Consider the following 13,778-nt stretch of genomic DNA (forward strand, 5'->3'; position numbering starts at 1 on the left):
ATAAATTTTAATTCTTAAACCATGAAAATTTTTTATGCAGAAGTACAACTTCTCCAATAATTAAAAGAGATGGAGTAGTAGTAAATGTAATCATTTTTTCCACTTCATCTAAACGTCCTATAATAATTTTTTGATTAATTGTTGTGCCTTTTGAAACAATGGCTATTGGTGTTGATTTTAATCTACCAAATTTAATAAGTTTTTTAGAAATATCAGTCGCTTGAACAGTGCCCATATATACTACTAAGGTATAAGAAGCATCACTGAGTACTTTCCAATTATTTAAAAAACCATTATTAGATTTATGACCTGTAATAAATATTACACCTTGTGCGTATTTACGATGAGTCAGTGGTATTCCAGTATATGCTGCTATACCAATAGAAGCAGTAATACCTGGAACTACCTGAAAATCAAGACCCGCATTTTTTACTGCTTCTATTTCTTCACCGCCACGCCCAAAAACAAAAGGATCTCCACCTTTTAAACGTACTACTTTTTTCCCTTCTTGTGCTAAACATATTAATAGTTTATTAATTTCATCTTGTGAAATATTTTTTAAACCAGCTCGTTTTCCAACACAAATACGTTTTGCATCACGACGAATTAAATCTAAAACTTCTCCTGAAATTAAATAATCATATAAGACTACGTCTGCTTGCTGTAGTACTTGCAATCCTCTAAGCGTTAATAAACCACTATCTCCTGGACCCGCACCTACTAATATAACTTCACCCTTCAGAGAAGTATTATTAATATTATTAATACTGTCTTTTAAAAAACTAATTGCTTTGTTTTGTTTTCCATTGAGTACATATTCAATAAAAATACTTTTAAATAATTTTTCCCAAAAACGACGTCTATCTAAAAAATTAGAAAAATGTTGTTTAATTTTCTCTCTCCATTTACCTGCAATTTTAGCTACTTCACCTATTCTCATAGGTAATATTGCTTCAATTTTTTCACGTAAAACACGTAATAAAACAGGAGCTGTACCTCCAGAAGAAATAGCTATAATTATCGGAGAACGATCAATAATAGAAGGAAAAATAAAAGAACATTTTGCTTTTTGATCAACTATATTCACTAATATAGAATAATCATTACACACATTAAATATATATTCATTTAATTGAATGTCATTTGTAGCCGAAATTACTAAAAATACTTTATTTAAAAAAAACGTACTAAATTCTTTAGATAACCAAACAATTTTCTTTTGATACAAAAGAAAATTTACTTCAGAAGATAATTCTCTTGCAATAACATTAACTTTAGCTTGTGCTCGAAGCAGTAGTGTAATCTTATTAAATGCTACTTCTCCAGCACCAATTACTAAGACATTTTTATTTTTTAAATCTACAAAAATAGGAAGATAATTCACATTTACCTTATTTTAAAAAAATACAAACAATTATAAATAGAACAGTTTTGAAATTTAGTAAAAATATGATATAATCATAAATTATTTTTAATATTAAAAACTTTTATACCTAACAAAATAAATATTTCAAAAAATAAAAAAATTCACATATGTTAAATGCATTTAAAATAAAAATATAATACACAATACAGTAAAATATAACTTAACAAAATAAATATTTAATATACAAGTAAAATATATAAAAAAATATTTTATATATATTTAAAAAAGATAAATAAATTTTATATTAATAATTTTTTTAAAATATTAAATTTCATTTTCATGTAAACCACATTCACGTTTTAGTCCAAAAAAACGAGTTTCTTCTTCTAACATACCAGATATATGTTTTGAAGTAGTATGTATATCTCCAATAGAAGAATATCCCTCTTTTGATAATGGATGAATATCTAAATTATTTATTTTTAAATATTCGGCTATTTTATCATTAGACCAATCTAATATAGGAAGTACTTTAAAAACTCTTTTTTGAATAGAAAGAAAAGATAATAATTTTCGACTTTTTGATTGATCACGACGTAATCCAGCAAACCATGTTTGCACTGATAAATTTTTTAAAGCAAAATTCATCGGTTGTACTTTATTAATACTATTATAAAAATTAATTCCTTTTATTCCTTTTGTCCATAATTGTCCATATCGTGCTTCTTGCCATGCTGGAGATATTTTTGATCTAAAAATTTGTAAATTTAAATTAAATTTTTTCATTAAAAAATCAATAAAATTATATGTTTGAGGAAATAAATAACCTGTATCAATCAAAATAACAGGAATATCAGGTTTTTGTGTAATAATAAGATGCAATAAAACTACTGATTGAATACCGAAACTAGATGACATGACATGTGTACATGGTAAATTTCTTAAAGCCCAAGAAATACGCTCTTCGGTAGAATAATTTGATATTAGAAGATTTAATTCAGACAAAATATCATTTTTTTCTTGAGAATTTAATAATTCAATATTCTTAATATTAAATTTGGACATCACTGATTCTCCAAACTAACTCCAAAAATCATAAATAGGGTTAATAATTTCTTTAACAATTTCTTTTCTAATAACAAAATCTCCAAAATCTTCTTTGTTTATTCTTTCATTAGACCAAAGTGTAATTAAAAATTTTAAATGAACTAATATTTCTTTTTCAGTAATGTTTTCCTTATAAATTTTCGGAATCCGACTGCCAATGCGATTTCCTCCTATATATAAATTATATCGACCTATAGATTTTCCAATTAAACCAACTTCAGCTAATAAGGATCGTCCACAACCATTTGGACAACCAGAAATACGTAAAATAATAGTTTCCTCTTCTACACCACACTCTAACATAATAGATTCTAATTGAGTGACAAAATGAGATAACATACGTTCGGCTTCAGCCATAGCTAAAGGACAAGTAGGAAATGAAACACATGACATAGAATTTTGACGTAAATTACTAATTTTATTCATTAATCCGTATGACACAGCTATTTTTTCTATTTCATCTTTATTATTGTGAGGTATTTCAGAAATAATAATATTTTGATTAGATGTTATTCTAAAATTACCATTATGAATACTGGCTATTTTGCATAATCCAGATTTTAATAATTGATCATTATTATCATATATACGTCCATTTTGAATAAATAATGTTAAATTCCAATTATTATGAATATCTTTCATCCATCCAAATCTATCTCCCCTATCTATAAATTGATAAGGACGAATAGGTTCAAAATTTATACCAGAACGTGCTTCTATTTCTTTTTTAAAACGTTCTAAACCAAATTTATTTATAGTATACCTAGTTTTTGCATTCGATCGATCAGTACGATCACCCCAATCTCGCTGTGTTGTAACTATAGATTCAGCAAATAACAAAGTATTTTTTACAGATATATAACCAATTTCTGTTGCAAGAAATGGCCAAGTATGCTTATTTCCATGAGTAAAGGATAAACCTCCACCTATTAAAACATTGAATCCAATTATTGCATTATTTTCTATAATAGCAATGAAATTCATATCATTTGCATATAAATCTACATCATTATATGGAGGAACTACAACAGTTGTCTTAAATTTTCTTGGTAAATAAGTTTCACCTAAAATAGGCTCTTTATCTGTTGTAGAAATTTTTTTTTGATCTAGCCAAATTTCTGCATAAGCTTTAGTATGTGGCAATAAAAATTCTGAAATTTTTCGAGCCCACTCATAAGCTTCTTGATGAATTAAAGATTGCATTGGATTAGAAGTACAAAGTACATTTCTATTGACATCGTTAGCTGTTGCTAAAGAATCTAATTCTATTTGATGTAGTATTTTATGTACATCTTTCAATTTATTTTTTAAAATACCATGAAATTGAAAAGTTTGACGATTTGTAAGTCGTATTGTACCATATAATGTATTCTCACTTGCACAAGAATCAATTTCTAACCATTTTTTTGCTTTAATAACACCTCCTGGTAATCGACAACGAAGCATCATGGCATAACGTGGTTCTAATTTTTGTTCATGACGTTCCAAACGTAAATCACGATCATCTTGTTGATACATACCATGAAATCGAATAAGAGAAAAATTATCTCCACTAAAACTATTAGTAATATCATTTTTTAAATCTTCAACAATTGTTCCTCTAAGATAATTGCTGTTTTTTTTGATACGCTCTGCATCAGTAACTTTTTTTATTGAATCTATCTTTTTATTATTTTTATTCATTAATATACATCTCTTTTATAACGTTGATTCAAACGTAAATTATTTAAAAATTCATCAGCATCTTCAAGATTCATTCCTGCATTTTTACTAATCACATCTAATAATGCTTTTTCTACATCTTTTGCCATTTTAGAAGCATTACCACAAACATATATTTGAGCTCCATCTTGTATCCAAGACCAAACTTCTTTTCCATTTTCTCTAATTTTATCCTGTATATATACTTTATGTTTTTGATCTTGTGACCAAGCTAAACTCATCTTATTAAGAAGACCTTTTTTGATATATTGTTGCCATTCTATTTGATATAAAAAATCTTCAGTAAAATGAGGATTACCAAAAAAAATCCAATTTTTACCTTTAGATCCATCATTGTCTCTTTGCTGCATAAAAGCACGAAATGGAGCAATTCCAGTCCCAGAACCAATCATTATAATTGGTATATCTTTTTCTATAGGTAAGCGAAAATGATTATTACTTTCAATAAAAATTTTTATTTTATCATCAACTTTTAAAGATTGTGAAAGATAACCAGAAGCTCCTCCTAAATGTAAATATCCAGAAATTATTTTTTTTACTACACCAACTGTAATATGAATTTCTTCATTAGTTTCATCTTGAGATGAAGAAATAGAATATAATCTAGGCGTTAATGGACGCAATAAATTAATAAGCTGTTCTGCAGACATTTTACATGGATAGTCATATAACATTTTAACTAAAGGAGTTTCGATAATATAATTGTGAAAATAAATGTCATTGGAAATAATATTGTTTAAGAATGTATTTTTTGTAAAATTAGCATATTTTTTTACAAGATTCTTAGTATTATTAGTTAATTCAAAATGATTTTTTAAAGCATCAAAAATTGTAACAATATTATTGTTAATTGTAATTTTATCAGATATTGGAATAGAAAGTAATTCTAGTATTTTATTAATTAAATTAGTATCATTTTTATACCAAACACCAAGAGCATCACCTGGTTTATAATTAATATTTAAGTTACTAATATCAATTTCAATATGATGTACATCTTTATTAGAATTGCGACCGGTAATTTTTTGATTCATTAATATAATAGCTGTTGCCGGGTTCGCTTTATTATAATGAGACTGTGGAATTACAGAATAATCTTCTTTTTTAAAAGATGGTACAGTAATATTTTTTTCCGTAGTATAATTATTAATTGATACTAATAATTCTTTAGACCATTTAATATAATCATTTTCGTATTCAATATCAGCATCATAACGATCAAGTAAAGATTTTGCTCCTAATTCTTGTAATCTTTTATCAAAATCTTTTCCTGCTTGACAAAAAAAATTATAAGATGTATCTCCAAGACCAAAAATACTATAATGTAAATCACTTAATTTTGGAGCTTTTTTTGACATTATAAACTTGTACAAAGAAAATGCTTCTTCTGGAGGCTCACCTTCTCCTTGCGTTGAAATAATTAAAATCAATATTTTTTCATTTCGTATTTTTTTAAATTTATAATCAAGAGCATTTATCAAACTAACATGTTTGTTATGTTTTTTAAAATATTTATAAAGACGTTCAGATAATAACTTTGCATTACCAGTTTGAGAAGCTGAAATAATAGTAATAGTTTGCTCTAGATTATCTTGTTTTATTTGAAGATCAGGTGAATTAGATAATTGATTTGCAACTTTCCAAAAATAACCTGATAACCAAGCACATTGAATATTTGAACATGTACTTTCAAGTTTTTTTAAATAATTTAATTGTTCTGAATCTAAGGGAAGTAAAATATCAAACATATTTTGTTTTTTCATTGATCTAAATATCCAAATTTCATTTCATTAAACACCTAATGTTATCAATAAAATACAATTTATAGAAAATATTAAATTATTTATATATTTTTTGAATAGCAATAAAATTCTTAATAAGAATTACATATTTTCTTCTAAATCTATTAATTTTTCTTTTGCATGTTGTATGACAATATTAGGTAAACCAGATAATGAAGCTACCGATATACCATAACTTTTTTTTGATATTCCATTTTTAATTTTATATAAAAAAGCTATATGTGAATGACTTTCAACAGCAGTAAAATGAAAATTTTTTACAAATTTATTAATCAATGATATTTTTGTCAGTTCAACAAAATGAGTAGATAATAATGTCATGGATTTGATTTTATTAATTAAATATTGTGAACATGACCAAGCTAATGCTAATCCTTCATTTGTTGAGGTTCCTCTACCAAGTTCATCTATTAACACTAAACTATTGCATGTTGCATTATGTAGAATATTAGACATATCTGTCATTTCCATCATAAATGTAGAATAGCCATTACTCAAGTCATCTCCAGAACCAATTCGTGTAAAAATCTTATCTATAATACCAATTGAAGCAAATTTAGCTGGAACAAAACTACCTATCCATGCCATTATTACAATTAGTGCAATTTGACGCATATAAGTGCTTTTTCCGCCCATATTTGGACCTGTAATGACAATCATTCTTTGTTTTTTTGATAATACAACGGAATTACTTATAAAAGGTGTTTTTAAAAAGCATTCTATAACAGGGTGACGACTATCTAATAGAGAAATACCATATTTTTTAGTCATAATAGGACATACATAGTTTAAAGATACAGAACGTTCTGATAGATTTACTAATACATCTAATTCTGATAATGCTAAAGCACTAGCTTTTAGTTTATCTAAATAAGGAACTATAATATCAAAAATTTCTTCATATAATTTTTTTTCTAAAAATAACGCTTGTATTTCTGCATTTGAAACTTTTTCTTCATATTCTTTTAATAATGGAATACTATAACGTTCTGTATTTTTTAAAGTTTGTATTCTGATATAATGCTTTGGAATCAAATGAATATGGCGTTTATGAACTTGAATGTAATAACCGATAATATTATTAAATCTTATTTTTAATGATTCGATCATTAATTTATTTTTTTCTTCTTTTTCAAATTTTTTGATAAATTTTGTAGAATTTATCTTTATATTTCTTAATTCATCAAGATGAATATTATAATTATCAGATATTACACCCCCATCACGAATGAATCTAGATGGATTTATACTAATTGCTTTATTCAAAAAAATGACAATTTCATTAAAATATCCAATAGATAAACTTATATTTTGAATATGTTTTAATTTTATTTTTTTTAAAATAACATGAATTTTTGGTAAGATCTGTAATGTAGCACGCATCCGTATAAAATCGTGAGGTAAAGCAGTGCGTAAAGCTAAACGAGTATAAATTCTTTCTAAATCGTTAACTTGACGTAAAATAGGCTGTAATTCTTTATAAAATAACTGTAAAATTTTTACACTTTCATGGCGATTTCTTACTATTTTAAAATCTTTTAATGGAGAATGTAACCAACGATTTAACATTCTACTTCCCATAGATGTTACTGTTTTATTCAGTATGGAAGATAATGTATTTTTAGTCTCTCCTAAAATATTTTGAGTAATTTCAAGACTTGTACGCGTACTACTATGCATTAAAATATTATCTTCCATATAATTATTTTTTAAATATTGAATATGAGGTAGCACAGTAATATGCATTAATTTAACGTACTGTAATAAACATCCAGCTGGACGTATTATAAAATCATTTTTTTCTATTCCAAAACCATTTAAACTATAAGTTTTAAATTGCAAGTTTAGCAATTTATATGCAGTTTCTAAATCAAATTCAACTAATGGACGCTTACGAATACATTTTCTATTTTTAATTATAAAAACATCTGAAAAATCCTCTGGATATAGTATTTCCTTAGGATTAGTTCGTTCAATTTCTGAAAGTAAAGAACTTATATTAAGATGTCGAGATACACCAAAAAAACCTAAAGAAATATCTAAAATAGCATATCCAAATTGATTTTTTTCCTTCCAAATTGCAGCTATAAAATTATCCTCATTTTCTTCTAAAAAAGATTCATCTGTAATAGTTCCAGGAGTTATCACACGAACTATTTTCCGTGTAATTAGCTTATTATTAGAAAAATTCTCTTTTACTTGATCGCATACTACAATAGATTCACCTAGTTTTACAAGTTTAGATAAATAATATTCTGATGCATGACATGGAACTCCGGCCATTGGTATAATATTTCCATTTGAGTATCCTTTTTTTGTTAAAGTAATTTTTAATAAATTAGAAATATATTTTGCATCTTCATAAAATAACTCATAAAAATCACCCATCTGATAAAATAATAGCATATTAGGATATTGTGATTTTAAAGATAAATACTGTTTTATCATTGGAGTGTGATTATTTGAATGAATATCAATATTTATTTTTTTGTTCATAATATGCAATCCATATTGTTTTATATCTATAAAACTTTTTTTTAAAAATATACAATATTCTATTCAACGTATAATATTGAATTATATTAGTAGTATATTATTTTTATTTTTAAAATATTTTTGTTCTTTAAAAACTGATAGTATAAAATTAATAAAAATATAATTAGGTAAAAAAAAATGAAAAAAATATTCATTATTTTATGGAGTGTCTTTTTATCATATCATTCTATAGCTTGTGAACTTATTAATAATAAAACAGAACATTCTAAAAAAGAACATACTATCAAAAATAGAGATATCAATAATATCCCTGATATAATGGAATTTTTTTCATTTTTTTGTCCATATTGTTATGATTTTGAAAAAACACACAATATAAGAGAATTAATAAAAAAAAATATTCATCCAAATATAAAAATAAAAAAATATCATGTTAATTTTTTAGGAGGAAAATTTAGTTATATTTTAACAAAATCTTGGATAATAGCACAACAAATCGGAATTGAAGAAAAAATTATATTACCTCTTTTTAAAGGTATTCAAGATACTCATACAATTAAGGATATTGATAGCATAAAAAAATTATTTCAAAAAGAAGCTGGCATTGATGAAAATCAATTTAATAGTTTTTGGAACAGTATTGCGCTAAATATATTAGTTAAAAAAAACAATCAAAATGTTGAAAAATCTCATTTAAATTATGTTCCAACAATGATTATTAATAAAAAATATATCATTAACTATTCTGCATTAGAAAATAAATTTAAAAAAAAATTTTCTCGAAAATATATTGAACTCATTAAATTTTTAATTAATAAAAAATAAATTGTTAATATATAATTGTTAGTTACGTTGATATATTTTATGTATAATAAAATTACATATGTTTTAAAAAAAATCAATAAAATATTTATTAAAATTATTTTTTTAGAATATTAATATTAATTATCTACTACTATAAATTTAAAGAGAGAATATGCCTGAAAAAAAAAATCCAATTATTATAATAGATGGAACTTTATATCTATATTATTATTATTATGGATTACGTCATCTTAACAATAACTCAGAAAAGCCATTTAGTGCAATATGGGGTATGTTAAAAATGATAAGCTATCTTTTTAAAAGATATAGAAATTCAAAAAAGTTTATTGTTGTATTTGACTCTTTTAAAAAAACGTTTAGAAAGGAAATATTTGAACCTTATAAAAGCAATAGATCTCCCATGCCCAATTCACTTTATATTCAAATTCAACCTCTTTTTGACATACTGCAAGATATTGGTATTAAGATAATTAGTATTCCAGGAATAGAGGCAGATGATATTATTGGAAGTTTATCATATCAACTCCAACAGAAAGGAGAAACGATATTAATCGTAAGTCATGATAAGGACATGATACAGCTTGTAACTCATAATATTAATATATTTCATAAGAAAGATAATTATATTATTACTCCGAAAACAATAAAAAAAAAATATGGCATTCAACCTAAAGAATTTATTGATTTTCTAGCTTTAATGGGAGATTCTTCAGATAATATTCCAGGAGTTCCTAAAATTGGAATAAAAACTGCACTTACTTTACTTCATACATTCTCTAATATTAAAAATATTTATTATAATATTGAAAAAATACCATTTTTAACATTACGAAATGCTAAAAATATTGCTATTCAATTAAAAAATCATAAAGAAATTGCTTTTTTATCATATCAATTAGCAGAAATAAAATTAGATATTCCTATTCATATAACTTCACAAGAAATATCTTTAAAAAAACACTGTTTTAAAAATTTATTAAATGCTTTTAAAGATTACAATAATTTTAAATAAATATTTTTATAGTATCGATAAAGTATATTCTATTAATTCATAACATTTTGATTATACCAATAATTTAATTTTAACTCTAACTTTTTAATACCTATCTTTTTAGTAGATGAAAATAATTCAATTTGAAAATTATCTAATAATGAACATAGTTTCTTATATACTATTTGCAATTGAATTTTTTGTTGATGTACTTTGATCTTATCGCATTTAGTTAATAGAACTAAAATAGAAATGTTATTACGTATTGCTATGTCAATTATTTTATAATCAAGTTTTTTCAAAGGATATCTAATATCCATTAACAATACTAAACCTTTTAGTTGTTCTCGTTTTTCTAAATAATTATATACTATTTTTTCCCATTTTTCTCTTACTAATATAGGTGCTTTAGCATAACCATATCCAGGAAGATCAACTATTCTAAAATCCGAAACCACCTCAAAAAAATTAATTAACTGTGTTCTACCAGGAGTCTTACTAAAACGAGCTAATTTTTTTTGACAAGTTAATGAATTAATAGAACTAGATTTTCCTGAATTAGAATAACCGATAAAAGCAATTTCAAAACCATCTTGAATTTCAATATGATGTATTTTGGAGTAACTTTTAAAAAATTTTGTTTGTTTATAATTCAATAATTTCAAAATTTAATCCTGCTTGTTAAATACTTTAAAAATATTTAAAAAATAAATTATTTTTTAAATTTAAAATATATACTATTTTAGTAATAATCTGTCTTTTTTATTATTCTATTTTAGATATAGTCTATTTTATGTCTTTTATTTATAATTTTTTAAGAGGAAAAAATGCATCAAAATATAAGAAATATCGCTATTATAGCACATGTAGATCATGGAAAAACTACATTACTCGATAAACTATTACAACAATCAGGAACTTTTCAAGAGCATGAAGAAAAAACTGAAAGAGTTATGGATTCTAATGCTTTAGAAAAAGAACGAGGTATTACAATTTTATCTAAAAATACTTCTATTAAATGGGGTAATTATAAAATCAATATAGTTGATACTCCTGGACATGCTGATTTTGGTGGAGAAGTAGAACGTGTAATGTCTATGGTAGATTCAGTATTGCTAGTAGTAGATGCGTTAGACGGACCAATGCCACAAACCCGATTTGTAACTAAAAAAGCATTTAAATATGGTTTAAATCCTATTGTTGTAGTAAATAAAATTGATAGAATTTATGCTCGTCCTGATTGGGTAATAGACCAAGTTTTTGATCTTTTTGTTAATCTTGATGCTAACGATAAACAGCTTGATTTTCCTATTATATATACTTCCGCAATTCTTGGTACTTCGGGAACAGATTATCTTCAAATGAAAAGTAATATGATTCCATTATATGAAGCTATAATTAAACATGTTCCATCTCCTAATGTTAATCCTAAAGAAAAATTTCAGATGCAAATTTCACAACTAGATTACAATAATTATTTAGGAGTAATAGGAGTTGGACGAATTAAACAAGGATGTATAGAACCAAATGATCAAATAACAATTATTGATAATTTTGGAAAAAAAAATAATGGAAAAGTGAATAAAGTTTTAAGTTATTTGGGATTAAAAAGAATAGAAATCAAGAAGGGAGAAGCCGGAGATATTATTGCTATTACTGGTATTACTCAATTAAATATTTCTGATACCATTTGTCATCCAGAAAATTTAAAGCCTCTACCAGTATTAAGTATTGATGAACCCACTGTTAGTATGTTTTTTTCAGTTAATACTTCACCTTTTTCAGGAAAAGAAGGTAAATATATTACATCTCGTCAAATTCTAGAGCGATTAAAAAAAGAAATAATTCATAACGTTGCTCTACAAATTAAAGAAACAAAAGATGCTAATATTTTTTCTGTATGTGGACGTGGTGAATTACATTTATCTATCTTAATTGAAAATATGCGTCGTGAAGGATTTGAATTAGAAGTATCTCGTCCGAAAATTATTTTTCGTGAAATTAATGGAATTAGAAAGGAACCTTTTGAAAATGTGACTTTAGATATTGAAGAAAAACATCAAGGAAATATTATGCAATTTATAGGAGCAAGAAAAGGTGAATTAAAAAATATGATTATGGACTCGAAAGGAAGAGTTCGTCTTGAATATATATTATCTAGTAGAGCACTCATTGGTTTTCGCACAGAATTTATGAGTATTACTTCTGGAACAGGATTATGTTATTCATCTTTTTATAAATATAAAGAAATTCAAAATAACGATATTGGACAGAGAAAAAATGGAGTATTAATATCTAATAGTATGGGTGTAGCAGTTGGTTTTGCTTTATTTAATTTACAAGAAAGAGGAAAATTGTTTATAGGACATGGTGCTCCAGTATATGAAGGACAAATAATAGGACTTCATAATCGCTCTAATGACTTAACAGTAAATTGTTTAACTGGTAAAAAACTGACAAATATGAGAGCTTCTGGAACTGATGAAGCAATAGTTTTAACTACTCCTATTAACTTAACTCTAGAAGAAGCATTAGGATTTATTAATGACGATGAACTTGTAGAAGTAACACCTCATTCTATACGTTTACGTAAACGCTACTTAAAAGAAAACGAAAGAAAAAAAGCTAATCGTAATAAAAATATTTAATTTAATTAAAAAAAATATATTGATAATTATATAATTCTATTTAATCAATAGAATTATATAAAATATATTTTTTAACATTCTATTTTCTAAAATATTAACGTTGTAATAAATTAGAAATTAATACATGAAATTTATTTTTTTGATGAATAAGACATAAATGTTCAGCGAAAATAATAGTTTTTAAATTATCTAGTGATTTTTTAAAATCATCATTAATAATCAGATAATCATATTCTGAATAATGTTGCATTTCATCTACTGCTTTTTCCATTCTTTTTGCAATAACTGTTTCGCTATCTTGACCTCTTTTTTTTAATCTTTTATACAATATATCTTTAGATGGTGGTAATAAAAAAATACTTTTTGATTCAGGCATTTTATAGCGAATTTGTTTAGCTCCTTGCCAATCAATATCAAGAAAAATATCAATTCCAGAAGATAACATCTTTTCAATAAATTGACGCGACGTACCATAATAATTATTGAAAACTGTAGCATATTCTAAAAAAGAATCTTGTTTAATCATTCTCTGAAATTCTTTTTTTGATACAAAATAATAATGTTTTCCATGTAATTCACCAGGACGTATAATTCGAGTGGTATGAGAAATCGATACTTGACTGTTATATAAAGACTTTAATTTTAATATTTCTTGAATTAAACTTGATTTTCCTGTGCCACTTGGCGCTGAAATAATAAAAAGAATACCTCGAGACATGATTGTTTCAAAAATAGTATTAGCTAAAATTATATAAAAAAATAAACATTTACTTTTATAAATATAAAAATAAATATTTTAGATGATAAGATATAAAATATTT

General features: G+C 24.9%; 10 protein-coding genes. 3 read left to right on the plus strand and 7 right to left on the minus strand.

Going from position 1 to position 13,778, the window contains the following annotated elements; translation table 11 throughout:
* Positions 1-7: 7 nt before the first annotated feature.
* The 5 genes from cysG to mutS all read right to left on the minus strand — a co-directional run bounded on the left by cysG (position 8) and on the right by mutS (position 8,493).
* A complete protein-coding gene (gene cysG, locus D9V67_RS02195) occupies positions 8-1,384 on the minus strand; it encodes a siroheme synthase CysG (protein ID WP_158359689.1) in 1,377 nt (458 codons plus the stop codon).
* A 306-nt stretch (positions 1,385-1,690) separates the two neighbouring features.
* Positions 1,691-2,431 carry a phosphoadenylyl-sulfate reductase gene (locus D9V67_RS02200; protein ID WP_158359692.1) on the minus strand — a complete coding sequence of 247 codons (741 nt, stop codon included), beginning with the start codon at positions 2,429-2,431 and terminating at the stop codon, positions 1,691-1,693.
* 15 nt (positions 2,432-2,446) lie between these two features.
* On the minus strand, positions 2,447-4,156 hold the full coding sequence (gene cysI, locus D9V67_RS02205) for an assimilatory sulfite reductase (NADPH) hemoprotein subunit (protein ID WP_158359694.1): 1,710 nt from the start codon (positions 4,154-4,156) through the stop codon (positions 2,447-2,449).
* Positions 4,156-5,958, minus strand: a complete 1,803-nt coding sequence (locus D9V67_RS02210) for an assimilatory sulfite reductase (NADPH) flavoprotein subunit (RefSeq protein WP_158359696.1) — start codon at positions 5,956-5,958, stop codon at positions 4,156-4,158. Before D9V67_RS02210 ends, cysI begins: the two co-directional genes overlap by 1 nt.
* 120 nt (positions 5,959-6,078) lie before the next feature.
* On the minus strand, positions 6,079-8,493 hold the full coding sequence (gene mutS, locus D9V67_RS02215; protein WP_158359698.1) for a DNA mismatch repair protein MutS: 2,415 nt from the start codon (positions 8,491-8,493) through the stop codon (positions 6,079-6,081).
* Positions 8,494-8,670: 177 nt separating this feature from the next.
* On the opposite strand from mutS, the gene D9V67_RS02220 reads away from it, so the two are divergent.
* Both D9V67_RS02220 and D9V67_RS02225 read left to right on the plus strand, forming a co-directional pair.
* On the plus strand, positions 8,671-9,318 hold the full coding sequence (locus tag D9V67_RS02220; protein WP_158359700.1) for a DsbA family protein: 648 nt from the start codon (positions 8,671-8,673) through the stop codon (positions 9,316-9,318).
* Positions 9,319-9,469: 151 nt separating this feature from the next.
* Positions 9,470-10,330: a 5'-3' exonuclease gene (locus tag D9V67_RS02225; protein WP_158359702.1), complete on the plus strand. Its 861-nt coding sequence runs from the start codon at positions 9,470-9,472 to the stop codon at positions 10,328-10,330.
* 32 nt (positions 10,331-10,362) lie between these two features.
* On the opposite strand, the gene yihA is transcribed toward D9V67_RS02225, so the two are convergent.
* Positions 10,363-10,974, minus strand: coding sequence for a ribosome biogenesis GTP-binding protein YihA/YsxC (yihA, locus tag D9V67_RS02230; RefSeq protein WP_158359704.1), 612 nt, complete (start codon positions 10,972-10,974; stop codon positions 10,363-10,365).
* A 162-nt stretch (positions 10,975-11,136) separates the two neighbouring features.
* On the opposite strand from yihA, the gene typA reads away from it, so the two are divergent.
* Positions 11,137-12,957, plus strand: a complete 1,821-nt coding sequence (gene typA / locus D9V67_RS02235) for a translational GTPase TypA (RefSeq protein WP_158359706.1) — start codon at positions 11,137-11,139, stop codon at positions 12,955-12,957.
* Positions 12,958-13,051: 94 nt separating this feature from the next.
* Here the strand turns inward: typA and gmk are convergent, their stop codons facing one another.
* Positions 13,052-13,675: a guanylate kinase gene (gene gmk / locus D9V67_RS02240; RefSeq protein WP_158359709.1), complete on the minus strand. Its 624-nt coding sequence runs from the start codon at positions 13,673-13,675 to the stop codon at positions 13,052-13,054.
* Positions 13,676-13,778 lie beyond the last annotated feature (103 nt).

The organism is Buchnera aphidicola (Brachycaudus cardui), from assembly GCF_005081945.1.
GTDB classification, from domain to species: Bacteria; Pseudomonadota; Gammaproteobacteria; order Enterobacterales; family Enterobacteriaceae; genus Buchnera; species Buchnera aphidicola_AN.

Coding starts and splice junctions, on each gene's coding strand:
- D9V67_RS02200 (WP_158359692.1), bottom strand. CDS start 2,431: ATGTCCAAATTTAATATTAAGAATATTGAATTATTAAATTCTCAAGAA.
- cysI (WP_158359694.1), bottom strand. CDS start 4,156: ATGAATAAAAATAATAAAAAGATAGATTCAATAAAAAAAGTTACTGAT.
- D9V67_RS02210 (WP_158359696.1), bottom strand. CDS start 5,958: ATGAAAAAACAAAATATGTTTGATATTTTACTTCCCTTAGATTCAGAA.
- mutS (WP_158359698.1), bottom strand. CDS start 8,493: ATGAACAAAAAAATAAATATTGATATTCATTCAAATAATCACACTCCA.
- D9V67_RS02220 (WP_158359700.1), top strand. CDS start 8,671: ATGAAAAAAATATTCATTATTTTATGGAGTGTCTTTTTATCATATCAT.
- D9V67_RS02225 (WP_158359702.1), top strand. CDS start 9,470: ATGCCTGAAAAAAAAAATCCAATTATTATAATAGATGGAACTTTATAT.
- typA (WP_158359706.1), top strand. CDS start 11,137: ATGCATCAAAATATAAGAAATATCGCTATTATAGCACATGTAGATCAT.
- gmk (WP_158359709.1), bottom strand. CDS start 13,675: ATGTCTCGAGGTATTCTTTTTATTATTTCAGCGCCAAGTGGCACAGGA.